25 protein-coding genes are annotated in these 22497 nt (G+C 68.8%); 18 read left to right on the forward strand and 7 right to left on the reverse strand.

Translation table 11 applies throughout. The features are described from left to right. Positions 1 to 34: 34 nt before the first annotated feature. From ACXJJ3_RS36450 to ACXJJ3_RS36465, 4 genes are all read left to right on the forward strand, one after another. Positions 35 to 1357: an N-acetylmuramoyl-L-alanine amidase gene (locus ACXJJ3_RS36450; protein WP_458166460.1), complete on the forward strand. Its 1323-nt coding sequence runs from the start codon at positions 35 to 37 to the stop codon at positions 1355 to 1357. 61 nt (positions 1358 to 1418) lie between these two features. Beyond that, complete coding sequence (locus ACXJJ3_RS36455; protein ID WP_458166461.1) at positions 1419 to 2651, forward strand: histidine kinase; 1233 nt, start codon at positions 1419 to 1421, stop codon at positions 2649 to 2651. Continuing rightward, complete coding sequence (locus tag ACXJJ3_RS36460; protein ID WP_458166462.1) at positions 2642 to 3280, forward strand: response regulator; 639 nt, start codon at positions 2642 to 2644, stop codon at positions 3278 to 3280. Before ACXJJ3_RS36455 ends, ACXJJ3_RS36460 begins: the two co-directional genes overlap by 10 nt. Positions 3281 to 3368: 88 nt before the next feature. After that, positions 3369 to 4463: a S1 family peptidase gene (locus ACXJJ3_RS36465; RefSeq protein ID WP_458166463.1), complete on the forward strand. Its 1095-nt coding sequence runs from the start codon at positions 3369 to 3371 to the stop codon at positions 4461 to 4463. Positions 4464 to 4507: 44 nt separating this feature from the next. Here ACXJJ3_RS36465 and ACXJJ3_RS36470 read toward each other — a convergent pair whose 3' ends face one another. From ACXJJ3_RS36470 to ACXJJ3_RS36500, 7 genes are read right to left on the reverse strand one after another with little or no spacing between them, the layout of a single operon-like run. Beyond that, on the reverse strand, positions 4508 to 5290 hold the full coding sequence (locus ACXJJ3_RS36470; RefSeq protein WP_458166464.1) for a peptidoglycan DD-metalloendopeptidase family protein: 783 nt from the start codon (positions 5288 to 5290) through the stop codon (positions 4508 to 4510). A 60-nt stretch (positions 5291 to 5350) separates the two neighbouring features. After that, the gene (locus tag ACXJJ3_RS36475; RefSeq protein WP_458166465.1) at positions 5351 to 6700 is read right to left on the reverse strand and encodes a flotillin family protein; all 1350 of its coding nucleotides are present in this window, start codon (positions 6698 to 6700) and stop codon (positions 5351 to 5353) included. A gap of 21 nt (positions 6701 to 6721) precedes the next feature. After that, entirely contained in the window at positions 6722 to 6916 is a 195-nt protein-coding gene (locus ACXJJ3_RS36480) for a hypothetical protein (RefSeq protein ID WP_325037628.1), read from the reverse strand. Positions 6917 to 6973: 57 nt separating this feature from the next. Then, positions 6974 to 7801 (reverse strand): carbohydrate ABC transporter permease, encoded by an 828-nt coding sequence (locus ACXJJ3_RS36485; RefSeq protein ID WP_458166466.1) that lies wholly within the window; start codon positions 7799 to 7801, stop codon positions 6974 to 6976. Further along, positions 7798 to 8727 carry a carbohydrate ABC transporter permease gene (locus ACXJJ3_RS36490; protein ID WP_458166467.1) on the reverse strand — a complete coding sequence of 310 codons (930 nt, stop codon included), beginning with the start codon at positions 8725 to 8727 and terminating at the stop codon, positions 7798 to 7800. The genes ACXJJ3_RS36485 and ACXJJ3_RS36490 overlap by 4 nt, the downstream gene beginning before the upstream one ends. Further along, positions 8724 to 10013, reverse strand: coding sequence for an ABC transporter substrate-binding protein (locus ACXJJ3_RS36495; RefSeq protein WP_458166468.1), 1290 nt, complete (start codon positions 10011 to 10013; stop codon positions 8724 to 8726). The genes ACXJJ3_RS36490 and ACXJJ3_RS36495 overlap by 4 nt, the downstream gene beginning before the upstream one ends. 4 nt (positions 10014 to 10017) lie before the next feature. Then, positions 10018 to 10965 carry a carbohydrate kinase family protein gene (locus ACXJJ3_RS36500; RefSeq protein ID WP_458166469.1) on the reverse strand — a complete coding sequence of 316 codons (948 nt, stop codon included), beginning with the start codon at positions 10963 to 10965 and terminating at the stop codon, positions 10018 to 10020. A 126-nt stretch (positions 10966 to 11091) separates the two neighbouring features. Here ACXJJ3_RS36500 and ACXJJ3_RS36505 point away from each other — a divergent pair, with 126 nt between their 5' ends. The 14 genes from ACXJJ3_RS36505 (at position 11092) to dprA (ending at position 22411) form a co-directional block, all read left to right on the forward strand. Continuing rightward, a complete protein-coding gene (locus tag ACXJJ3_RS36505; protein ID WP_458166470.1) occupies positions 11092 to 11844 on the forward strand; it encodes a DeoR/GlpR family DNA-binding transcription regulator in 753 nt (250 codons plus the stop codon). 25 nt (positions 11845 to 11869) lie between these two features. Then, entirely contained in the window at positions 11870 to 13222 is a 1353-nt protein-coding gene (locus tag ACXJJ3_RS36510; RefSeq protein WP_458166471.1) for a 6-phospho-beta-glucosidase, read from the forward strand. Between the two features lie 178 nt (positions 13223 to 13400). Further along, on the forward strand, positions 13401 to 13907 hold the full coding sequence (gene rpsP / locus ACXJJ3_RS36515) for a 30S ribosomal protein S16 (protein ID WP_458166472.1): 507 nt from the start codon (positions 13401 to 13403) through the stop codon (positions 13905 to 13907). A gap of 5 nt (positions 13908 to 13912) precedes the next feature. Next, complete coding sequence (locus ACXJJ3_RS36520) at positions 13913 to 14164, forward strand: RNA-binding protein (RefSeq protein WP_131292053.1); 252 nt, start codon at positions 13913 to 13915, stop codon at positions 14162 to 14164. A 75-nt stretch (positions 14165 to 14239) separates the two neighbouring features. After that, positions 14240 to 14782: a ribosome maturation factor RimM gene (rimM, locus tag ACXJJ3_RS36525; RefSeq protein WP_458166473.1), complete on the forward strand. Its 543-nt coding sequence runs from the start codon at positions 14240 to 14242 to the stop codon at positions 14780 to 14782. Next, positions 14772 to 15968, forward strand: coding sequence for a tRNA (guanosine(37)-N1)-methyltransferase TrmD (trmD, locus tag ACXJJ3_RS36530; RefSeq protein WP_458166474.1), 1197 nt, complete (start codon positions 14772 to 14774; stop codon positions 15966 to 15968). The genes rimM and trmD overlap by 11 nt, the downstream gene beginning before the upstream one ends. A gap of 172 nt (positions 15969 to 16140) precedes the next feature. After that, on the forward strand, positions 16141 to 16500 hold the full coding sequence (gene rplS / locus ACXJJ3_RS36535) for a 50S ribosomal protein L19 (RefSeq protein ID WP_458166475.1): 360 nt from the start codon (positions 16141 to 16143) through the stop codon (positions 16498 to 16500). 145 nt (positions 16501 to 16645) lie between these two features. Beyond that, positions 16646 to 17275, forward strand: coding sequence for a signal peptidase I (gene lepB / locus ACXJJ3_RS36540; protein WP_458166476.1), 630 nt, complete (start codon positions 16646 to 16648; stop codon positions 17273 to 17275). Then, entirely contained in the window at positions 17272 to 18045 is a 774-nt protein-coding gene (gene lepB / locus ACXJJ3_RS36545) for a signal peptidase I (protein WP_458166477.1), read from the forward strand. Before lepB (ACXJJ3_RS36540) ends, lepB (ACXJJ3_RS36545) begins: the two co-directional genes overlap by 4 nt. Before the next feature lie 51 nt (positions 18046 to 18096). Continuing rightward, positions 18097 to 18879 (forward strand): ribonuclease HII, encoded by a 783-nt coding sequence (locus ACXJJ3_RS36550; protein ID WP_458166478.1) that lies wholly within the window; start codon positions 18097 to 18099, stop codon positions 18877 to 18879. Further along, positions 18876 to 19199 (forward strand): DUF2469 domain-containing protein, encoded by a 324-nt coding sequence (locus tag ACXJJ3_RS36555; RefSeq protein WP_012922325.1) that lies wholly within the window; start codon positions 18876 to 18878, stop codon positions 19197 to 19199. The genes ACXJJ3_RS36550 and ACXJJ3_RS36555 overlap by 4 nt, the downstream gene beginning before the upstream one ends. Before the next feature lie 76 nt (positions 19200 to 19275). Continuing rightward, the gene (locus ACXJJ3_RS36560; RefSeq protein ID WP_458166480.1) at positions 19276 to 19632 is read left to right on the forward strand and encodes a YraN family protein; all 357 of its coding nucleotides are present in this window, start codon (positions 19276 to 19278) and stop codon (positions 19630 to 19632) included. After that, positions 19632 to 21209 (forward strand): YifB family Mg chelatase-like AAA ATPase, encoded by a 1578-nt coding sequence (locus ACXJJ3_RS36565; RefSeq protein WP_458166481.1) that lies wholly within the window; start codon positions 19632 to 19634, stop codon positions 21207 to 21209. Before ACXJJ3_RS36560 ends, ACXJJ3_RS36565 begins: the two co-directional genes overlap by 1 nt. Then, complete coding sequence (dprA, locus tag ACXJJ3_RS36570) at positions 21206 to 22411, forward strand: DNA-processing protein DprA (protein ID WP_458166482.1); 1206 nt, start codon at positions 21206 to 21208, stop codon at positions 22409 to 22411. Before ACXJJ3_RS36565 ends, dprA begins: the two co-directional genes overlap by 4 nt. Positions 22412 to 22497 lie beyond the last annotated feature (86 nt).

Raw genomic sequence — 22497 nt, forward strand, 5'->3', positions numbered from 1 at the left:
CCTCGGCGGACCAGATACGGGAAGGAACCGCCCCATGTCCCGAGTTCCCAAGCTGGCCGCGCTCCTGGCCGTCGGCGCGCTCGCGCTGACCGCCCTCCCGAGCAACGCGGCAGAGCCCTCGGCAACGAGTCTCGCCGCCGCGTTCCAGGAGGCGTCGGCGAAGTACGACGTACCGCGCGAGGTGCTGGTGAGCGTCGGCTTCGCCGAGACGCACCTCGACGGCCACCACGGCGCGCCGAGCCAGGCGAACGGCTACGGCGTCATGCACCTGGCCGCGAACAACCAGAACAAGACGATGTCCGAGGCAAGCAAACTGACCGGCCTTCCGGTCGCGAAGCTGTCCAAGGACGACCCGTCGAACATCCTCGGCGCCGCCGCCGTCCTGGACGCGTACGCCGACCAGGCCGGCCTGAAGGACCGTTCGAAGCTCGGCGAGTGGTACTCCGTGATCGCGAAGTACTCGCACTCCGCCGACGCGGCGACCGCCCGGCTGTACACCGACGAGGTCTACAAGGTGATCGGCCTCGGCGTCCGGACCGCCGGGGTGTCCACCGACCCGCAACAGGTGACGCCGGACCGCGGCGCGTACGCGAAGGTCGCACCGCTGGGCGCCAAGGTGCAGGGCGCCGACTACCCGGGCGCGATCTGGGACCCGGCGAGCACCAGCAACTACCAGGTCGGCCGCACGCAGGCGATCACCACGATCGTCATCCACGTCACCCAGGGCTCGTATGCCGGCACGATCAGCTGGTTCAAGAACCGGTCGGCCCAGGTGAGCGCGCACTACGTGGTGCGGTCCAGCGACGGCCAGATCACCCAGATGGTGGCCGAGAAGGACACCGCCTGGCACGCCCGGAGCGCGAACCCGTTCTCGATCGGCGTCGAGCACGAGGGCTACATCGACCAGCCGTCCTGGTTCACCGACGCGATGTACCGGTCGTCGGCCGCCCTGGTCAGCAATATTGCCGACCGCCGCGGCATCCCGAAGGACCGTGACCACATCAAGGGCCACAGCGAGATGCCCGGCAACGACCACACCGACCCCGGCCCGAACTGGAACTGGGACTACTACATGCAGCTGGTGAACGGCGGCGACCCGAACCCGCCGCAGTACAACTTCACCACCTGGGGCAACGGCGTCAACGTCCGCTCGGCTCCGAAGCTGTCCGCGTCGGTCGTGACGTCGCTGGCCGGCCCGACCAGGGTGTTCGTCGAGTGCCAGGTCGAGGGTGACCAGGTCACCGCCGGTGGCTACACCAACACCTGGTGGTCGAAGCTCCGCGACCAGAAGGGCTACATCACCAACATCTACATCGACGACCCGAACGCGAAGCTCCCCGGCGTTCCGGACTGCTAGAGCAGGAAAGGTAGAGCCTGCTGTACCGACCTTCCGGAGGCCGGTACCGGAAGATAGAGGCATGCTCTCGAAGATCTTGTCCCGGGGTGGTCCGGCTGCGGCGTACCTGATCGTGCGTTTCTTCAAGTCGGTCACGCTGCTGAGCGCGCTGCCGATCAGCCTGTTGCTCGGCTGGATCATCCCGGGTGCGACCGCAGGGCTGGTGCGGCTGGCCAACAGTGAGCGGTACCGCGCCGCGAAGTACCTGGGAATCCCGCAGAGGGAGGAGCTGCCTCCCGCGCTGCCACGGCAGTCCGGCGACGTGGTGACGCTGTTCCGGGACAAGTCGTTCAAGCGCAGCCTCAGGTGCCTGCTGATGCCGGTGGTGATGATCCCGGAGCTGGTGGTTACGGTCTACGGGGTACTCGGTGCGCCGTCGGCTGTTGCCGGGATGCTCCTCTGGAAGCTCGATCCGGGAGGCTTCACGCTGATGGGTGTCGGCGTGAGCAACTGGACGGAAGCCCTGACGAACGGCTTTGGGCAGATCCTGAGCAGTCTGGCAGTCCTCTACTGGGGCGTGCCTGCGCTGGCCCGTGCACACGCAGGTACGACGCTCAACCTGCTCGAGCCGACGCCCGAGCAGTTGGAAACCGTCCGCCTCGAACAGCGCGTCGAGGAGCTGACCAAGAGCAGGGCCGGTGCTGTCGACTCGCACGGCGCCGAGCTGCGCCGGATCGAGCGAGACCTGCACGACGGCACCCAGGCGCAGTTGGTGTCGCTGGCGATGCGCATCGGCGTTGCCAAGCAGCTGATGGCCGACGACCCGGAGAAGGCCGCCAAACTGCTGGACGACGCCCGTGACGGTGCGGAACAGGCCATGACCGAGCTTCGCGGCGTACTGCGGACCATGTACCCGCCGATCCTCGCCGACCGCGGTCTTGCCGGAGCGGTGTCCGCCCTGGCCGCCCGGTGTCCGTTGCCGGTAGACCTTCGCCTGGGCGAGCTGGGCGAGGTCCCGGCCGCGGTAGAGGCTGCTGCGTACTTCGTGGTCGCGGAGTCGCTCACCAACATCACCAAGCACAGTGCGGCCGGCCACGTCGACGTACAGCTGGAACGGCGCGGACACGAGCTCTACCTGGCCGTTACCGATGACGGGATCGGCGGAGCCCGGGTGAGCGAGCAGAGCGACCTGCTCGGCCGGGGGAGCGGCCTGCATGGCATGCTGCATCGCGTGCAGGCGATCGACGGTCAGATGGAGCTGCAGAGCCCGATCGGCGGGCCGACGACGGTCGAGGTGATCCTGCCGTGCGGGTGATCATCCTCGAGGACAACCCGATCCTCGCCGAGGGCCTGAGCCTGTTGCTCGACAACTCTGGCTTCCAGGTTGCCGCGATCACCACGGACGCGGACGAGTTCGCCAAGGCGATCGCCGAGCACGAGGTGGACATCGCGGTCGTCGACGTCAGGCTGCCACCGACGTTCACCGACGAGGGCCTCCGCGCCGCGATCGAGGCCCGCCGTACCCGGCCGGGGCTCCCGGTGCTGGTGTTCTCGCAGTACGTCGAGGAGGTCTACGCCGCCGAGCTGCTCGCGGCCGGCAGCGAGGGCGTCGGGTACCTCCTCAAGGACCGCGTGTCGCGCGTGGACGAGTTCCTGGAAGCGGTACGCCGGGTTGCGGGCGGGGGCACCGTGCTGGACCCGGAAGTGGTCAGCCAGCTCATGGTGAAGCGCAGCAGCCCGCTGGACCGCCTGACGCCGCGCGAACGCGAAGTACTCGCGCTGATGGCCGAAGGCCTCGGAAACACCGCCATCGGGGAGAAGCTGTTCATTTCCGACGGTGCTGTGCACAAGCACGTCGGCAACGTGTTCTTGAAGCTGGATCTGCCGCCGACGGACTCTGGGCACCGCCGTGTCCTGGCGGTTCTCGCGTACCTCGGTCTGTGAACTCTTGACGGTTCCGCCTCGCTAGTCCACTCTCGTGACCTGAGAGCGCTCTCATCCACCGAACCGCCCCTAGGTGAGGAGAGTTCAGATGAAGGTCCTACTAGCCGCCGTACTCACGGCGGCTGCCCTAACTGTGCCCACAGCACAAGCGCTCGCCATGCCGGGCCAGTCTGCCGCGATGCAGCGTGACTTCGGGCTGAACGAGCAGCAGATGCAGCAACGCCTGGCCGCCGAGACCTCAGCCGCGAAGCTACTACCGGCCGCGCAGAAGGCAGCAGGCGCGGCGTACGGCGGAGCCTGGTACGACGCCAGCACGCAGAAGCTGGTCGTAGGAGTCGTCGGCCAGGACCACGTGGCCGCCGTACGCGCAACAGGCGCCGAGGCGACCGCCGTACCGGTAACTGCGAAGGCCCTGGACCAGCGGAAGGCTGCCGTCGACAAGCTGGCCGGTAAGGCCGTACCGGCAGCTGTCAGCGGCTGGGCCGCCGACCCGAAGACAGGCACGGTTGTCGTCAACGTCCAAGCAGGCAAGCGTTCCAAGGCCGTCGACGCATTCGTAGCCAAGCTGGGCCCCGTGACAGTGAAGGAGGTCGCGGCCCAGGCGCCACGGACGTACGCCGCCGGCACCGTCGGCGGCGACCCGTACTACGTGAGCAACATCCGCTGCTCGATCGGCTTCTCGGTGCACGGCGGGTACGTCACCGCGGGCCACTGCGGGCGGAGCGGTACGGTGCGCGGCTGGGACGGCTCGGACCAGGGCTCGTTCCAGGCCTGGTCGTTCCCCGACAACGACTACGCCTGGGTGGCGACCGGCAACGGCTGGTGGAACGTCGGCGTCGTGCTCGGCTGGGGACAGGTCAGCGACCAGCTCGTCCGCGGGTCGTCGGAAGCGCCGATCGGTTCGTCGGTGTGCCGCAGCGGCTCGACGTCACACTGGCACTGCGGAACGATCCTGGCCAAGAACGAGACGGTGAACTACGGCAACGGCCAGCTGTTCTACGGTGCGACCAAGACCAACGTCTGCGCCGAGGGCGGCGACTCCGGTGGGTCGTTCATCACCGGTGACCAGGCGCAGGGCGTCACGTCCGGTGGCTGGGGCAACTGCAGCAGCGGCGGCGAGACGTGGTTCCAGCCGGTCAACGAGATCCTGCAGACGTACCACCTGACCCTGCAGACCGCCTGACAGGCCTGTGGGATCCCCTTGCACGCAAGGGGATCCCACTGGGTTCAGCAGAGTGGAACGCCTGGCAGTTGCGCGTTCGGATCACTGATGTAGATGTTGCTGATGAAGCCGTTCTGATCGCGCAGCTTCGACCACCAGTTGTTGGTGTACCCCTCGGCGTTCACGGTGTCGCCCTGCTTCTGGCAGAGCACCCACACCGAGGTCGGCCCGGACAGCGTGGTGACGACCGGCGAGTTCAGGTGCGCGTCGGAGCGCACGTTCACCCCGGAACCCCAGGTCATGTAGTTCTTTCCGGGACCGGAGCAGCCGTTGTCGCTGGTCAGGTTGTACGAGCCGTACTGCGACGGGTACGCCAGCGCGGAGCCGTTGATGACGATGTTCTGCCCGACACCGTTGAGCAACTGCTCGTAGTGGATGTGCGGGCCGGTGGAGTTGCCGGTACTGCCGGTGACCCCGATCTGCTGGCCCTGCGAGACCTGCTGGCCGTCGGCGACCGAGTACGCGGACAGGTGGAAGTAGTAGGTCTTCCAGCCGCCGCCGTGTTCGACGGCGATGTAGTTGCCGGCTCCGCTCGGCTGCGAGAACCGGTACGCCGTACCGGCCGCGGAGGCGAGCACCGGCGTACCGTTCGTGGTCCCGCCGTCGGAGCGGACGAAGTCGAGTGCGCGGCGGACCTCACCGTCGTGGTGACTGTAGGTCCAGCGTTGGCCACACGGGAACGGGGCCTTGAAGTTCGGCGCGGCCTGCGCCTGCGTCGGCACCGCCACCAGGGCGACGGCGCCGAGCAGGAGCGAGGCGAGTACTGCGAGGATTCTTCTGGGCGGCATGTCGATCAGTGTCGGCGGTGAACGCCTGACCGATCAACGGTTTGCATGTGGACCTAAAGGTCAGGCGGTCTCGTCCGGCACCGGCTCCAGCTTCGGTGCCTCGTCCTTCTTGGTGGCCAGCGAGTCGATCAGCTGCTTGGCCAGCGCGAACCCGGAGCCACCCATCGTGATGGTCTTCACCAGGGTGTCCTCGATGCCCTGCGCGCCGTTCAGCACGACCATGTTGCCGACCTTCTCGAACGAGCTGGCCGCGGCCGTGACGATCTCCGGGTAGGCCTCGGCGAGCTGCTGCGCGACGACCGCCTCGGTGTTCGTGGCCAGCGCCTCGGCGCGGGCCTTGATACCGGCGGCCTCGGCCATCGCCTTCGCCTGCACGGCCGACGCCTCCGCCTTACCGTTGAGCTCGGTGGCCTTAGCCTGCGCCTCACCGCGGAGCTGGACCTCACGGGCGTTCGCCTCGGCGGCCGCGATCTGCGCGTCCCGGCTGGCCTGCGCCAGCGTGCGCTGCCGGTACGCCTCGGCGTCGGCCGGCTTCAGGACCGTCGACTCCAGCTGCTTCTCGGACAGCGACGCGTTCAGCTTCGCGGTCTCGGTCTCGGCCACAACTACCTGCTGGCGGGCCAGCGCCTCGGCCAGCGGGCCGGACTGCGACGCCTTGGACTTCGCCTGGTCGACCTCGGCCTGGTAACCGGCCTGGGCGATCGAGCTCTCCCGGACTGCGGCGGCCTTCTGCGCCGCGGCCGCCTGCTCGCGCTCGGTCGCCTCCCGGTCGCGCTCGGCCTGTGCGATCCGGGCCTGCGCCTCGACCGCGGCGGCCTGCGGACGGCCGAGGTTCTTGATGTACCCGGACTCGTCGTCGATCTCCTGGATCTGCAGCGAGTCCACGACCAGGCCGAGCTTCTCCATGTCGCCGGCCAGCGAGCCGCGGATGTTCGTGGTCAGCGTCTCCCGGTCGTGCAGCATCTCCTCGACCGTGGTGGAACCGACGATCGCCCGCAGGTGACCCGCGAACAGCTCGTGGATCGTGCCCATCACCTGCTCGTCGCTCTGCTCCAGGAAGCGCCGCGCGGCGTTCGCGATCGAGCCGTAGTCGTCGCCGACCTTGTACGCCGTGACGCCCTTGATGTGCAGCGGGATGCCCTGGCTGGACACGCAGGTGACGGTCAGCGGGGTGGCGCGGATGTCCAGCGGCAGCCGCCGTACCGTCTGGAATCCCGGGAGCACCGCGGTGCCCCGGCCGACCACGATCTTGAAGCCGAGCGTGTCGTTGATCTGGTCGTTGCTGGAGTGTGCGCCGAGGCCGGAGATGATCAGCGCCTCGTTCGGCTCCGCCACCCGCCAGACCATCCGGAACACAATGAGCAGCACCACAACGGCCACGGCCGCGATGCCTACGTACGTCCAGAGCATTTCCCCTCCAAGGGAACGTAATTAAAGGGCGCGAGCGACGTAGACGGTGCGCGGTGGGTCGAAGTCGACGACGACCACCTGCGTCCCCACCTCCAGCACCTCGTCGGTCGCAGGGTAAGCGTAGAAGGCCTCGGTGGCACCCCGGACCGGCAGCATCACCTCGCCGACGATCCCGGGTGCTATGCGCCCGATGACCCGCCCCCGCTTGCCTACCATCTTGCCCCTCCGACGTACCGCTGCTGCTCTGGGTTCCGGGCAGCTTACATCGAAGTATCAGCCGCGGACGGCGCCCTCCGTGGCCCCCTTCACGAACTGCCGGGCGAAGACCGCGAACACGATCACCAACGGGATCATCGCGAGCAGCGCACCGGTCATCACCATGCTGTAGTCGACGCCGTGCGCCCGGTTCAGCGTGGACAGCGCGACCTGCAGCGTCAGGTGGTCCGGATTGGTCAGCACGATCAGCGGCCACATGTAGTCGTTCCAGGATCCCACGAACGTGAAGATGCCGAGGAACGCCAGCGCCGGCCGTGCGGACGGCAGCGCCACGTGCCAGTACGTACCGAAGAACCCGCAGCCGTCGAGCGTGGCCGCCTCGACCAATTCGTCGTGGATGGAGTTCTGGAAGTACTGCCGCATCCAGAAGATCCCGAATGCGTTCGCCGCGCCCGGCACGATCAGCGCCTTCAGCGAACCGACCCAGCCGAGCAGCGCCATCGTCTGGAACTGCGGTACGGCGGCCAGCTGCGCCGGCAGCAGCATCGTCGCGAGCAGGACCACGAACAGCGCGTTCCGCCCCGGGAACCGGAACTTCGCGAACGTGAACGCGGCCAGCGAGTCGAAGAACAGCACCAGCGCCGTCGTCGAGACCGCGACGATCGCGGTGTTCGCCATCGACTGGAAGAACGCCACGTTCGCCAGCACCTGGTGGACGTTCTCGCCGAAGTGCCCGCCGAACGTGAACTTCGGCGGGAACCGGTAGATGTCCGCCGTGGTGTTCGACGCCATCAGGATCGTCCACGCGAACGGGAACATGAACACCAGCAACGCCAGTACCAGGGCGGTGTGCAGCGCGATCCCGCGCAGCCGGCTCCGGATCATCGGTCCTCACCCCGTCCGCGGAAGATCCGCCAGTTGATTGCCGTGAACAACAACACGAGTACGAAGATGCTGAGCGCGATCGCGGCGGCGTACCCGTAGTCGTTGTCGAGGAACGCGGCCCGGTAGAAGAACAGCACCACGGTCATGCCGCTCTGCCCGGTGCCGCCGCTGTTGCCGACCATCACCTGCGGCTCGGTGAACGTCTGCAGGCCGCCGATCGTCGACATGATGACCGTGAACAGTACGACGGGACGCAGCTGCGGCAGTGTGATCGAGAAGAACGTCCGTACGGCGCCCGCCCCGTCCACCTTCGCCGCCTCGTACTGCTCGCGCGGGATCGCCTGCAGGCCGGCCAGGTAGATCAGCGTGTTGTACCCGACCCACTGCCAGACGATCATCGTCGAGATCGCGATCTTGATGCCCCACGGCTGCCCGAGCCAGTCCTGCTGTGGGATGCCGAGCGACCGCAGCGCGGCGTTCACCAGGCCGAAGTTCGTGCTGAAGATCGAGCTGAAGAAGATCGCCATCGCGACCAGCGAGGTGACGTTCGGGATGAAGTACGCGATCCGGTAGACGTTCGTGAACCGGACCGCCGACTGCAGCATCACCGCGAGCAGCAACGCCAGCACCAGCGTCGGCACCGTCGACATCAGGAACAGTACGACGGTGTTCTCGAGCGCCTGCCAGAACGTCGGGTCCTTGACCAGGAACGCGAAGTTGCCGAGGCCGGTGAACTTGCGGGCGCTCATCCCGTCCCAGCGCTGGAACGCGAGCACGATCGTGGACAGCACGGGGTACAGCCCGAACACCGCGAACAGCACGTAGAACGGCGACAGCGCCAGGTAGAACCGCCAGTACGACCAGATCCGCTTGCGCGGAGCCGCGGCCGCCACGGCGGGGCGGGACACCGTCGCCGTGGCGGTCACTGCACCCCCTGCCGTTTGGCGATCGCCTTGGCCTTCGACACCGCCGAGGACCAGGCCGCGTCCGACGTCTTCGACCCGGTCTGCACGGTCTTCAGTTCGTCGTGGAACGGCGCCGCGACCGAGTCGTCGAACGGGCTCTGGTACGCGACCGGGATGCCCTTGGCCGCCGGGCCGAAGACGTCGATCGGCACCTGCCCGCCGAAGAACGCGTCCTTGGCCTTCAGTTCGGGCTTGTCGTACGCCGCCGGCGTGGACGGGAAGATCTGCGCGTCGGTGAACGCCTTCGCCTCGTTGTCGGGGCTGAGCATGTACTTGATCACGTCGAACGCCTTCTGCGGATCGGCCGCGTTCTTGGTGATCGCGAGGAACGAGCCGCCGAAGTTCGCCGGGCCGCCCGGGGTCGGCGCCAGCCGCCACTTGCCGACCGACTTCTTCACCGCGGACTTGATGTCCAGCGCCACCCAGGCGGCGCCGATGTGCGCAGGGATCGTGCCCTGGTCGAGGCCGGCGTTCCAGTCCGGCCCGCCGCTCGGCGTCCGGCCGTCGATCTTCAGCGTCATCGCCTTCACCGAGGTGTCCCACGCCTTGCGGATGTGGTCCTGGTCGCCGATGAACTTGTTGTCCTTGGAGATGTACCGCTCGGTGCCCTGGCCGACGACCATGTCGTACAGGTCGGTGGCGTCCCAGACCAGCGGCGCCTTCGGGTTCTTCGCCTTCAGCTGGACGCCGGCGTTGAAGAAGTCGTCCCAGGTCTTCAGCTGCTCCGCGACCTGGGCCGGGTCGCTCGGCAGCCCGGCGGCGGCGAAGATGTCCTCGCGGTAGAACAGCGCGGTCGGGCCGACGTCGATCGGCAGCCCGATCACCTTGCCGTCCAGCGTGGTGGCCTGCTTGACCTTCCAGTCCAGGTAGTCGCCGAGCACCGAGTCCGCGCCGACGGTCTTCAGGTCCACGAACCGCTCCGCCTGCGGGAGCAGCGACGCGATGTCCTCACCCTTCAGCCCGGTGATGTCCGGGATCGACGTACCGCCGTTGAACGTGGTGATCAGCTTCTGCTTGAAGTCGCCGCCGATCTCGGAGTACTTGATCTTCGGGTCCGGGAAGTGTGCGATCGCGCCGTCCAGGACGGACTTGCCGAGGCCGCCGGGCCAGCACCAGAAGGACAGTTCGGTGGCGGCGTTCTTCTTGGCCGGGGCGCCGGCGTTGTTCATCCCGGACGAGCAGCCGACGAGCGCGCCGCCTGCAACGGCAGCGAAGCCCCCGAGCAGCATCCGACGTGAGAGCTCCATGGTTCTACCTTCCATAGTGGGCGCCGATCAGCGCTTCCAGTTGGTGGTCATCGGGGTTCGCGTCCTGCCAGGCCGCGAGGTCGCTCCAGCGCGGCGCGGCGTCCGCGCCGCCGAGCCGGGTCACCGAGATCGCGGCGGTGAGCGCGGCGAACCGCAGCCGTTGTTCGAGCGGGAGGCCCCAGAGCGTCCCCGCGATGAAGCCGGCGGCGAACACGTCACCCGCCCCGGTGGTGTCCGCCGCCGGGACCGGATACGCCGGTACGTCGACGTACCGGCCGGTGCCTGCGTCGAGCGCGATCGCACCGGCGGCGCCGTTCGACACGACGACGAGCGGCACCTGTTCGGCCAGCCGGCGGATCGCCTGCTCCGGGGAGTCCGTGCGCGTGTAGTGCATGGCCTCGTCGGCGTTCGGCAAGAACACGTCACAGTGCTCGAGCTGCTCGAGTACGGCGGGATCCCACTGCTCGCTCGGGTCCCAGCCGACATCCGCGAACACCGTGCTGCCGGCCGCCTTCGCCTTGGCCAGCCACTCGTTCGGCCAGGGGCCGATGTGGGCGGCGACCGCGCGGGCGGACGGTGCGGTGGCGATCAGGTCGTCGGCCGAGAGCGGGGGAGTGGTGCCGCGGGTGACCAGCGCCCGATCGTTGTCGTAGGCAAGGGCCACGGTGAGCGGGGTCGGCCAGCCGGACAGCTTGCGGGACAGGCTCAGGTCGATGCCCTCGGCGCTGAGACCCGCCCAGACCCGGTCGCCGAGGTCGTCGGCGCCGAACACCGCGGCCATCCCGGTCCGCAGTCCGAGCCGGGCGAGCGCGACCGCGAAGTTCGCGATCCCGCCGGGGCTCTCGTGCGACTCGGTGGCCCAGACCTCGGTGCCGGGCCGCGGCGCGGTGGGCAGCCCGAGCACCAGGTCCTGGAAGACCAGGCCTGACAGGACGACGTCCAGCTCCTGCATCCGCAGCCACACTCCTGCATGGTCGATCAAAGTCGTGCATGAATCTTGAAACTTGTGCTCATGATCCGCAATACCTGATCACGACTTTGACTGAAAATGACGGAGTTTGCGTGATACGGTCAGGGTGTGTTGCCGAAGCAGCGACAGGACCAGATCGTCCGCGCCCTCCGCGCCGACGGCGCCGGCGGCGTGAAGGTGCTCGCCGAGAAGCTCGGGGTCAGTGAGGCGACGATCCGCCGCGACCTCGAGCAGTTGCATGCCGAGGGCCGGCTGACCCGGGTGTACGGCGGGGCGCTCGCGGTCGACGGCGGCGACGAGCCGTTCGCGGAAGTGAACGCCGTACACGCCGAGGAGAAGGACCGGATCGCCCGCCGCGCCGCCGAACTGGTGGCCGACGGGGAGTCCGTGCTGCTCGACATCGGTACGACGGCACTCCGGGTCGCGCAGCACCTGCACGGACGTTCGCTGACGGTCGTCACCAGCAACCTCGCCGTACTGGACGAACTGGAGAACGACGAGCAGATCGAGCTGATCGTGCTGGGCGGGTTCGTACGGCGGAGCTACCGGTCGCTGGTCGGGTACCTGACCGAGGAGAGCCTGCGGCAGATCCACGTCGACTGGCTGTTCCTCGGGACCAGCGGGGTCCGGCCCGACGGCCGGGTGATGGACAGCACGATGATCGAGGTACCCGTGAAGCGGGCGATGATCAACGCCGCGGACCGGGTCGTGCTGCTCGCGGACCGGACCAAGTTCCCGGGCCACGGCGTCGCCCGGGTGTGCGAACCGGGTGAACTGAGCATGGTGGTGACCGAGTCCGGCGCCGACGAGGCGACCCGGGCCCAACTGGCGGAGGCGGGAGTACAGGTGGTGCTGGCGTGAGCAGGCGGATCCAGGGGGTGTTGCTGTGCGACTGACGATTCTCGGCGGGGGCGGTTTCCGGGTCCCGCTCGTGTACCACGCACTACTCGGCGACCAGGGCCCCGGCCGGGTCACCGACGTGATGCTCTACGACACCGACCGGACTCGCCTCGCGGCGATCGGGGCAGTGCTCCGCCAGCAGGCGGCCGCCGCCACCTCGCTGCTCCCACCGCCGGTGGTGACGGAGACGACGGACCTCGACGAGGCCCTCCGCGGCGCCGACTTCGTCTTCTCGGCGATCCGGGTCGGCGGCCTCGACGGCCGGACCGTCGACGAACGGGTCGCCCTCGACCTCGGCGTCCTCGGCCAGGAAACGGTCGGCGCGGGCGGCATCGCGTACGGCCTGCGCACCATCCCGGTCGCCCGGAAGATCGCCGAGCGCATCGCGGCCGTCGCCCCGGACGCCTGGACGATCAACTTCACCAACCCGGCCGGCATGGTGACCGAGGCGATGATCCCGTTCCTCGGCGACCGGGTGATCGGCATCTGCGACTCCCCGTCCGGCCTCGGCCGGCGCGCGGCGCTGGCGCTCGGCGTGGACCCGTCCACGGCCTTCTACGACTACGCCGGCCTCAACCACCTCGGCTGGCTCCGCGGTCTTCGCTCGGGCGGGGTCGACCGGCTGCCCGAGTTGCTGCAGTCGGCGGACGCGCTGTCTTCATTCGAGGAAGGCCGGCTGTTCAGCGCGGACTGGCTGCGCTCGATCGGCTCGATCCCGAACGAGTACTTGCACTATTACTACTTCGCGCGCGAGACCCTGGCCGCGGTTCAGGCCGTCCGGCAGACCCGCGGCGCGTTCCTGCTCGACCAGCAGTCCGCCTTCTACGCCCAGACCGGGCAGCACCCGGACCAGGCGCTCGACCTGTGGCAGAAGACCCGCGCCGAGCGTGAGTCGACGTACATGGTGGAGAGTCGTGAGGTCGCGGACGCGGGGGAGCGGGACGAACGCGACATGGCCGCGGGCGGCTACGAGCAGGTGGCGCTGTCGCTGATGCGGGCGATCGGGCACAACGAGCGCGCGTCGCTGATCCTCAATGTCCGCAACCGCGGCGTACTGCGGCACCTGGACGACGACGCCGTCGTGGAGATCCCGTGCACGGTCGACGCCAACGGCGCGCTGCCCGTGACGGTCTCGCAGCTCACCGACCACCAGGCGGGCCTCGTCTGCTCGGTGAAGGCGGTCGAACGCTCGACGATCGAGGCCGCCGCCTCAGGCTCACGCGACGCCGCCGTCCGGGCGTTCGCCTGGCACCCGCTGGTCGACTCGGTGACGGTCGCCCGCGAACTGCTGGACGGGTACGTCGACCGGCTGCCGGACCTGGGATACCTGCGCGGCTGAGGCCGATTGGTGTCCACTGTCCGGGATCTGGCACAATGTCAGGCTGAGTCCGTCCAGGTTTCGTGCAGCCCTCTAACTCCACGTTCCCGGTGCGGCCCGTTCGAGTTGTCAGGCGTTGTCCCCACGACGCGTTGCGCTGCTCACCCAGTCTGTAATTTCCAAGGGAGACCACCCAAAAGTGGCAGTCAAGATCCGTTTGAAGCGCATCGGCAAGAAGCGCACCCCGCACTACCGCATCGTCGTCATGGACGCCCGCACCAAGCGGGACGGCCGGGCGATCGAGGAGATCGGGATCTACAACCCGAAGACCGAGCCGTCGTTCATCCGCGTCGAGTCGGACCGGGCGCAGTACTGGCTGGGCGTCGGCGCGCAGCCGAGCGAGGCCGTCGAGGCGATCTTCAAGGCCTCCGGCGACTGGCAGAAGTTCAAGGGCCTGGAGGCCCCGGCGCCGCTGCGGGTCGCCGAGCCGAAGCGGGACAAGCAGGAAGTCTTCAACGAGGCGCTGGCCGAGGCCCACGGCTCGCTGAAGACCGAGGCCGTGACGGCGAAGAAGACCGCCAAGAAGGCCGAGAAGAAGGACGACGCCGCCGAGGCCCCCAAGGCCGACGAGGCGCCGAAGGCTGACGAGGCCAAGGCCGAGGAGCCGAAGGCCGACGAGGCTGCGGCCGAGACCACCGAGGCCTGACGATGATGGAGACCGAGGCGCTGGAGCACCTGGTCCGAGGCATCGTCGACAACCCCGACGACGTCAGCGTCCGGGCCCGGAACCTGCGGCGGGGCCGCACCCTCGAGGTGCACGTCCACCCCGACGACATCGGCAAGGTGATCGGCCGCAACGGCCGGACCGCCACCGCGATCCGGACCGTCGTCGGCGCCCTCAGCTCCGAGTCCTCGCTGCGCATCGACTTCGTCGACGAGTTCAACCGGCGCCCGCGCCGCTGAGCTCAGCAGTCCTCCACGAAGGGCCGCCCCCGGTCTCGGGTGCGGCCCTTCGTCTCGTACAAAGGAGTTATGCAGGTGCTGGTGACAGTCGGGCGGATCGGCCGGGCGCACGGGATCCGCGGTGAGGTCGGGATCGACGTACGGACCGACGAGCCGGATCGCCGGTTCGCGGACGGTGCGGTCGTGGTGACCGACGCCAAGGTGTCCCGGACCCTGACCGTGGCCGCGAGCCGCTGGCACAGCGGGCGGCTGCTGGTGAAGTTCGCCGAGGTGCCGGACCGGACCGCCGCCGAGCAGCTGCGGAACCTGTTCGTCCAGTCCGAGGTCGACGACGACGAGCGCCCGGAGGACCCGGAGGAGTACTACGACCGCGACCTGGTCGGCCTCGCGGTGCGGACCACCGACGGCGCCGACGTCGGCAAGGTGATCGACGTCGTCCACCTGCCGGCGCAGGACCTGCTCGAGATCCGGCGTACCGCCGGGAACGTGGTGCTGGTGCCGATGGTCGAGGAGCTGGTCCCGGAGATCAACGTCGACAAGCAGTACGTCGTGGTGGCCGACCGGCCCGGCCTGCTGGACCCGGACGGCGCCGAGGTGGTCCCGACCGATGAGGCTTGACGTCGTCACGATCTTCCCGGAGTACCTGGCGGCGCTGGACGTCTCGCTGGTCGGCAAGGCGGCGAAGAGCGGGCTGCTCGACGTACACCTGCACGATCTGCGCGACTGGACCCACGACCGGCACCGGACCGTCGACGACACCCCGTACGGCGGGGGAGCCGGCATGGTGATGAAGCCGGAGCCGTGGGGGCAGGCCCTGGACACCATTGCCCCTCCGGACGGTCCTGCCCAGCCTCGGCTGATCGTTCCGACGCCGGCCGGGCGCCCGTTCACGCAGGAGCTCGCATATGAGCTCGCCGCGGAGCCCTGGCTCGCGTTTGCGTGCGGCCGGTACGAGGGCATCGACGCCCGGGTGGCGTCGTACGCGGCCGAGCGGATGCGCGTCGACGAGGTGTCGATCGGCGACTACGTGCTGAACGGCGGCGAGGTCGCCGTACTTGTGGTGGTCGAGGCCGTCGCCCGGCTCCTGCCCGGCGTGATCGGCAACCCGGAGTCCCTGGCGGAGGAGTCGCATTCCGGCGACGGCCTGCTCGAGTACCCGGTCTACACGAAGCCCCCGGCGTGGCGCGGGCACGACGTACCCGAGGTCCTGCTGTCCGGGAACCACGGCCTGATCGCGGACTGGCGCCATGACGAGTCGGTACGCCGTACCGCGGAGCGCCGGCCGGATCTCCTGGCGGCGTGGGGCGACGTACTGTCCGGCCAGGACGGCTTGGACGGTGTGCGCGTACTGCCCGCGACGGCGGACGATGCCGGCGAGATCCACGTGCTGCAGCTGGCCGCGTTCCTGTCCGAGGCGCGCCTGTACGACGACTACTCGATCCCGCCGCTGACGGACGACCCAGCCGCGACCGCCGCCCGTCTGGAGCGCGGCGGCGTACTGAAGGCCGTAGCAGGCACCCGGATCGTCGGATCCGTCCAGCTGGTCGTGGACGGCACCGTCGGGCAGGTCGAGCGGCTGATCGTCGCCCCGGACTGGCAGGGCCGCGGTCTCGGCGCCCGGCTGCTGCGTGCCGCCGAGCAGCTCGCGCCGGCCGAGGTCACGTCGTACGCGCTGGACACCGGTGCGCTCAGTGACCGGAACCTCGCCCTGTACCGGAAAGCGGGGTACCGGGAGACCGGTCGCGAGGCACAGACGCCGAAGGTCGACCTGGTCCACCTCGCGAAGCGTCGTCGCCGTAAGTAGGACTCCCGGACGGATTTCGTCACGGTGTGGGGCGTGTGGCAAGATTGCCTGTTGCTGCCCTTCGGTGCTCCTGCCACAGGGGGTGACCACCGACCGGCAGCCTTCTGATGACTTCATCACCATCGAGATTCGTGGGTGACCTGTGGCACGCGCGAGGAAGAGACACCTGAAGATGAGCAACATCCTGAACGAGCTCGACAACGCGAGCAAGCGCGACGACCTCCCGGCCTTCCGCGCCGGTGACACCGTGAACGTGCACGTGAAGGTCGTCGAAGGCAACCGGTCCCGCGTCCAGGTGTTCAAGGGTGTCGTGATCCGGCGCCAGGGTGGCGGCCTGCAGGAGACCTTCACGGTCCGCAAGGTCAGCTTCGGCGTCGGCGTCGAGCGGACCTTCCCGCTGCACACCCCGATCGTCGAGAAGATCGAGGTCGTCACCCGCGGCGACGTCCGCCGCGCCAAGCTGTACTACCTGCGCGAGCTGCGCGGTAAGGCGGCGAAGATCAAGGAGAAGCGCGAAGTACCGGCCTCCTGACGCCGCGCAACGACGACGGTCACCGATGGCGCCGAGCACTGCGACTCGCGCTCGCCCTCGCCCGGTATCCAAGAGGGCACGTCGCAGCAAAGGACGGCATCGCAGGCTGAAGCAGCGGAATCCGCTGCTCAGCCTGCTCGTCGAGATGAGCACCGTCACGGTGCTCGCGCTCGTCATCACGGTGGTCCTCCGGCTGTTCGTCGCCGAGGCGTTCTACGTCCCGTCCGAGTCGATGTACGACACGTTGACCAAGGACGACCGGATCCTCGCCGAGAAGATCAGCTACATGCACCGCGACGTCCAGCGCGGTGACATCGTCGTCTTCAAGGACCCGGCCAACTGGCTGAACGAGGCGCCGACCGAGCCGGGCACGCTGCGCCGGATCGGCGAATTCGTCGGCATCCTGCCGCGGAGTGGCGAAGGTCACTTGGTGAAGCGGGTCATCGGCATCGGCGGCGACCGGGTGGTCTGCTGCAACAAGCAGGGGCAGATCACCGTCAACGGCATCGCGCTCGACGAGCGGGAGTACCTGCTGAAGGACGCGAAGCCGTCGGAGATCCCGTTCAGCGTCCTGGTTCCGGCCGGGCACCTGTGGGTGATGGGCGACAACCGGGCCGAGTCGGCCGACTCCCGGGCCCATATGGGCGGCCCTGGCGGCGGGTTCGTACCGGTCGAGAACGTGGTTGGCCGGGCTTGTTGCGTAATCTGGCCGTCTGACCGGATGACGATGCTGCGTCCTCCGGATACCTTCAAGAAGCCGGGGCTGAAGAAGTGACCGATACACCGACCAAGACGGACGCCAAGGACAGCAAACCCGCCCACCGCTCGGGTTTCGGGGCGGCCGCTCGCGAGTTCGTGCTGATCGTGGTCGGCGCGCTGATCGTCTCGTCGATCCTGCGGGCGTTCGTCGGGCAGATGTTCATCATCCCGAGCGAGTCGATGGAGAACACCCTGCTGGTCGGTGACCGGGTCGTGGTGGAGAAGCTCACCGACGTGAAGCGCGGCGACGTGATCGTGTTCGAGGATCCGGGCGGCTGGCTGGGCCAGGAGGAGAGCGGCCAGAAGCGCGGCTCGATCGGCCGGTTCTTCGAGATCGTCGGCCTGCTGCCGGACTCCAGCCACGGTCACCTGATCAAGCGCCTGATCGGCATGCCGGGCGACAAGGTCGCCTGCTGCGACGCCAAGGGTCGGGTGCTGGTGAACGGCCAGCCACTGGACGAGACCAGTTACCTGTATCCCGGGGACGCCCCGTCCCAGATGGACTTCCAGGTCACGGTCCCGGCCGGCCGGGTCTTCGTGATGGGCGACCACCGGTCCGCCTCCGGCGACTCCCGCGTGCACCTGCAGGATCTGGACGCGAACGGCGGCAACCAGGGAGATGCGGCGTTCGTGCCGCTCGACAAGGTCACCGGGCGGGCGATCGCGATCGTCTGGCCGGCGAACAGATGGACAAAACTCGGCGTTCCGGACACGTTCAAATCGGTTCCGGCTCCCGGTCCTGCGCCGGACAAACCCTCGATCTCCCTGACGCCACCGCCCAAGTGACGTTCTGTCCCCCTTGGCGCCTAGGGTGAGTTGTGTGATGCGGAGGGTTGGATGAGCGCGCTGCCGCGCGGGAGCACGGTCCGGCGGGACGCCGGGCTGTACGGGTACGAGCGGGCGCTGCGACGCGTCGGCCTCGATCCGATCGCCGGCGTCGACGAGGCCGGTCGTGGGCCCTGTGCGGGACCGCTGGTGGCGGCCGCCGTGATCCTTCCGGACGGCAAGCGCGGCCAGGTCCCGGGCCTGGCGGACTCCAAGCTGCTCACCGCGAAGGCGCGCGAGCGCTGCTACGAGGAGGTCCGCAAGCGCGCGCTGGCGTGGTCCGTGGTGGCCATCGAGGCGCCCGAGTGCGACCGCCTCGGCATGCACGTCGCGAACGTCGAGGCGCTCCGCCGGGCGCTCTTCCGGCTGGACGTGCGCCCGTCGTACGTCCTCACCGACGGCTTCGGCGTCGACGGCCTCGGCGTACCGGGCCTGGCGATCTGGAAGGGTGACCGCGTGGCCGCTTGCATCGCGGCCGCGTCCGTGATTGCCAAGGTGACCCGGGACCGGGTGATGGAGCACTGGGACAAGGAGTACCCGCAGTACGGGTTCGGGATCCACAAGGGTTACTGCACCCCGGAACACCAGGCGGCACTGGACGAATACGGCCCGTGCCCACAACATCGACGGCGGTTCGAGAATGTCCGCCGCAGTCTGCGGCCCGATATGGGACAGAATGTGACCAGTCCCACCGGAGTGGAGAGCCTGCCTGTGAGCGAGCGTAGCGAGCGAACCAACAACACTGCTGCCCCCAGCGCTCATGCCGGAGCCGAGCGCAGCGAGGTGCAGGCATGAGTGCTGACGACCTTGAGAAATATGAAACCGATATGGAGCTTCAGCTCTATCGGGAGTACAAGGACGTCGTCGGGATCTTCAAGTACGTCGTCGAGACCGAGCGGCGCTTCTACCTGTGCAACGCGGTCGACCTGAAGGTCCGCACCGAGGGCGGCGACGTGTACTTCGAGGTCACGATGGCCGACGCGTGGGTCTGGGACGTCTACCGTTCCGCCCGCTTCGTGAAGAACGCGAAGGTGGTCACCTTCCGCGACGTCAACATCGAAGAGCTCGCCAAGTCCGACCTCGAGGTCCCCAAGGACTCCGACTTCGGCCGCTGAGTTTGTCCACAGGCGGAAAGTGAGGTCCGTTTCCCTGACCTGATCCCGGCATCTTCTCTGCCGGAGGTGGTCATCGATGCGGACCAAGAACACCGTCGGACGGTACGGCGAGGATCTCGCCGCGAGGTATCTGAGCGACGCCGGCTTCGCCGTGCTCGAGCGCAACTGGCGCTGCGCGCTCGGCGAGATCGACATCGTGGCGCGCGAGGGGGACACCCTCGTCGTCTGCGAGGTGAAGACCCGACGCGGGCTGAACTACGGAAGCCCCGCGGAGTCGATCACGTACCGGAAGCTCGCGACCCTGCGCAGGCTCGCCGGGCGCTGGTTGCAGACCCATGAGCTCAGACCGGCGGAGATCCGGATCGACGTCATTTCGATCCTGTTCGACCACAACACGCCGCCGCGGGTCGATCACGTGCGGGGTGCGATCTGATGGCGCTCGCACAGACCTGGTCGGTGGCGCTGGTCGGGCTGGAAGGGCACCTGGTCGAGGTCGAGACCGACATCGCCCAGGGCCTGCCGAAGACGACGCTCATCGGCCTCCCGGACGCGTCCCTGTCCGAGGCTCGCGACCGCGTCCGCGCTGCCGTGGTGAACAGCGGCGAGCGGTTCCCCGACCGGAAAGTCACCATCGGCCTCTCACCGGCCACCCTGCCCAAGACCGGCTCGCACTACGATGTCGCGATCGCGCTGTCACTGCTCACGGCCGCCGGTGCGGTCGACCCTGGCGCCCTCCGCCGTACCGCGATCATCGGCGAACTAGGCCTCGACGGCCGGATCCGTGAGGTCCGGGGCGCGCTGGCGATGACCCTCGCCGCGTCCCGCGCCGGCTTCGACCGCATCGTCGTCCCCGACCTGAATGTCGGCGAGGCCCGCCTCGTCCCCGGCATCCAGGTGTACGGCGCTCGCTCGCTCCGTCAGGTGCTGGCGCTGCTCCGCGGGGTCGAGGTGCCCGAGGAGGCCCCGCCGCGGGCCGAGCCGCGGCTGGTGTCGGAGTCCCTGATCCGGGTTCCGGCGGTCGACCTCGAGGACATCATCGGCCAGCACGAAGGCCGCCGGGCGATCGAGGCGGCGGCAGCCGGTGGTCATCACCTGTTCCTGCACGGCCCGCCGGGCTCGGGCAAGACCATGCTGGCCGAGCGACTGGCCGGCCTGATGCCCGAGCTCAGCACGGACGATTCGCTGGAAGTCTCGGCGGTCCATTCGCTCGCCGGCCTCCTGACCAACGACGCCGAGCTGGTCGTCCGGCCGCCGTTCATCGCGCCGCATCACACGGCCTCACTGGTCAGCCTGGTCGGCGGTGGCTCGGGCGTCCCGCGTCCGGGAGCGATCAGCTGCGCGCACCGTGGCATCCTGTTCATCGACGAGGCCCCGGAGATGCATCCGCTCACGCTGGACACGCTGCGCCAGCCACTCGAGTCCGGGTTCGTCGAGGTCCATCGGGCGGCGGCGGTCGCCAAGTTCCCGGCGCGTTTCATGCTGGTGCTGGCCGCCAACCCGTGTCCGTGCGGCCTGTCCGGCACCGAGCAGGGGATCTGCAACTGCACCCCGCAGATCCTGGCGAGGTACCGGCAGCGGATCAGCGGCCCGATCAAGGACCGCCTGGACATCCAGCGCCAGATCCTTCCCGCCGCCCGTGCTTCCGGCACCGGCGAGCAAGCCGAGTCGACGGCCGTCGTGGCGGCTCGCGTCCAGGCCGCCCGCGACCGCCAAGCACACCGCTACGGCGAGACGGCCTGGACCTTGAACAGCGAGATCCCCGGCCCGGTCCTCCGCCGCGAGTTTCCTCTCGACGACGACAGCCAGCGCCTCCTCGAATCGCACTACACCGCCGGCCGCCTGACCGCCCGCGGCTTCGACCGCGTGGTCCGCCTGGCCTGGACCCTCGCCGACCTGGCCGCCTGTGCCAGGCCGACGGTCGACCACACCCATGAAGCCTTCCAACTCCGCTCCGGCCACGCCCTGACGCCTCTCACCGACCTACGCCCCCTGAAAGGAGCGACCACATGACCCTCGCACCTCCAGAAGCAGGCGGGACCGGCGGCGGGGGACACGGCGCATCGGCGACCGTACTTGCCGACGGCAACGGTGACCGGGAACGACTGGCCCGCGTAGGTCTGTCGCGCGTCATCGAGCCCGGAGACCTCGCCGCGCTGAGGGCCTTCGACGGTCTCGCCGCCCAGGAGATCTGGGACCGCCTGCAGCACCGCAGCCCGGAGTACGAACGCTGGTCCACCCGTCTCGTCACCGCCGACCCACATCGCGACCTCGAACGCGCCACCGCCGCGGGCGCGCGCTTCGTGATCCCCGGCGACGACGAGTGGCCTGAGCAGGTCGACGTACTGTCCGAAGCAGGCCAGTTGTCCCGCCGCGCGGGCGTACCGTTCGGCCTCTGGGTCCGCGGCCGCGCGAACCTCCGCGCCGCGGTGTCCAGCGCCGTCGCAGTCGTCGGCTCCCGAGCCTGCTCGTCCTACGGCGAACACGTGGCCACCGATCTGTCCTCCGGCCTCGCGGACAACGGCGTCACGATCGTCTCCGGCGGGGCGTACGGCATCGATGCCGCCGCCCACCGCGGAGCCCTGGCCGCCGCGGGCCTCACGATCGCGGTCCTCGCCTGCGGAGTAGACGTCAGCTACCCGAAACGCAACGCCGCACTCCTCAGCCGCATCGCCGAGGACGGCCTCGTCGTCGCCGAACTCCCACCTGGATGCTCACCGACGAAACTCCGCTTCCTCGCCCGCAACCGCCTGATAGCAGCCGTTGCCCAAGGCACCGTAGTCATCGAGGCCGCCGTCCGCAGCGGCGCCCTCAACACCGCCGGCTGGGCCGAACAATGTGGCCGCGCAGTCCTGGCCGTCCCCGGCCCAGTCACCTCCCGGATGTCGGCGGGCAGCCACCTCCTGGTCCGCGAACGCAACGCAGTACTGGCCACCAACGTCTCCGACATCATCGAAGCAACCTCCCCCTTCGGCACCGGCCTGACCCAACCCCCACGAGCCCCCCGAACCCTCACCGACACCCTGACCCCAGACCTCCACCGAACCCTCGACGCCGTCCCAGTTCACAACCCAGCCCCAGCAACCCGAATAGCCACCACCGCCGGCCTGGACCTCCCCACCACCGAACACTCCCTCCAAACCCTCGCCACCCTGAACCTAGTAACCCAAACCCCCACCGGCTGGCACCTCCAATCCCCACCACCCACCCCCTAAACGCCCACACCGCCAACCCAGCAAGCCACCAAGAAACCACGAGCCCTGCACGCCTTGTCCGCCGTCCCGGCCTCCAGCCTCAGGTC

The organism is Kribbella sp. WER1 (assembly GCF_054189145.1).

What these genes read in the sequence shown, in the direction of transcription:
- ACXJJ3_RS36450 (WP_458166460.1), top strand. Translation starts at nt 35, where the DNA reads ATGTCCCGAGTTCCCAAGCTGGCCGCGCTCCTGGCCGTCGGCGCGCTC.
- ACXJJ3_RS36455 (WP_458166461.1), top strand. Translation starts at nt 1,419, where the DNA reads ATGCTCTCGAAGATCTTGTCCCGGGGTGGTCCGGCTGCGGCGTACCTG.
- ACXJJ3_RS36465 (WP_458166463.1), top strand. Translation starts at nt 3,369, where the DNA reads ATGAAGGTCCTACTAGCCGCCGTACTCACGGCGGCTGCCCTAACTGTG.
- ACXJJ3_RS36470 (WP_458166464.1), bottom strand. Translation starts at nt 5,290, where the DNA reads ATGCCGCCCAGAAGAATCCTCGCAGTACTCGCCTCGCTCCTGCTCGGC.
- ACXJJ3_RS36475 (WP_458166465.1), bottom strand. Translation starts at nt 6,700, where the DNA reads ATGCTCTGGACGTACGTAGGCATCGCGGCCGTGGCCGTTGTGGTGCTG.
- ACXJJ3_RS36480 (WP_325037628.1), bottom strand. Translation starts at nt 6,916, where the DNA reads ATGGTAGGCAAGCGGGGGCGGGTCATCGGGCGCATAGCACCCGGGATC.
- ACXJJ3_RS36485 (WP_458166466.1), bottom strand. Translation starts at nt 7,801, where the DNA reads ATGATCCGGAGCCGGCTGCGCGGGATCGCGCTGCACACCGCCCTGGTA.
- ACXJJ3_RS36495 (WP_458166468.1), bottom strand. Translation starts at nt 10,013, where the DNA reads ATGGAGCTCTCACGTCGGATGCTGCTCGGGGGCTTCGCTGCCGTTGCA.
- ACXJJ3_RS36500 (WP_458166469.1), bottom strand. Translation starts at nt 10,965, where the DNA reads ATGCAGGAGCTGGACGTCGTCCTGTCAGGCCTGGTCTTCCAGGACCTG.
- ACXJJ3_RS36520 (WP_131292053.1), top strand. Translation starts at nt 13,913, where the DNA reads ATGGAGACCGAGGCGCTGGAGCACCTGGTCCGAGGCATCGTCGACAAC.
- trmD (WP_458166474.1), top strand. Translation starts at nt 14,772, where the DNA reads ATGAGGCTTGACGTCGTCACGATCTTCCCGGAGTACCTGGCGGCGCTG.
- rplS (WP_458166475.1), top strand. Translation starts at nt 16,141, where the DNA reads ATGAGCAACATCCTGAACGAGCTCGACAACGCGAGCAAGCGCGACGAC.
- lepB (WP_458166476.1), top strand. Translation starts at nt 16,646, where the DNA reads ATGAGCACCGTCACGGTGCTCGCGCTCGTCATCACGGTGGTCCTCCGG.
- ACXJJ3_RS36550 (WP_458166478.1), top strand. Translation starts at nt 18,097, where the DNA reads ATGAGCGCGCTGCCGCGCGGGAGCACGGTCCGGCGGGACGCCGGGCTG.
- ACXJJ3_RS36555 (WP_012922325.1), top strand. Translation starts at nt 18,876, where the DNA reads ATGAGTGCTGACGACCTTGAGAAATATGAAACCGATATGGAGCTTCAG.
- ACXJJ3_RS36560 (WP_458166480.1), top strand. Translation starts at nt 19,276, where the DNA reads ATGCGGACCAAGAACACCGTCGGACGGTACGGCGAGGATCTCGCCGCG.
- ACXJJ3_RS36565 (WP_458166481.1), top strand. Translation starts at nt 19,632, where the DNA reads ATGGCGCTCGCACAGACCTGGTCGGTGGCGCTGGTCGGGCTGGAAGGG.
- dprA (WP_458166482.1), top strand. Translation starts at nt 21,206, where the DNA reads ATGACCCTCGCACCTCCAGAAGCAGGCGGGACCGGCGGCGGGGGACAC.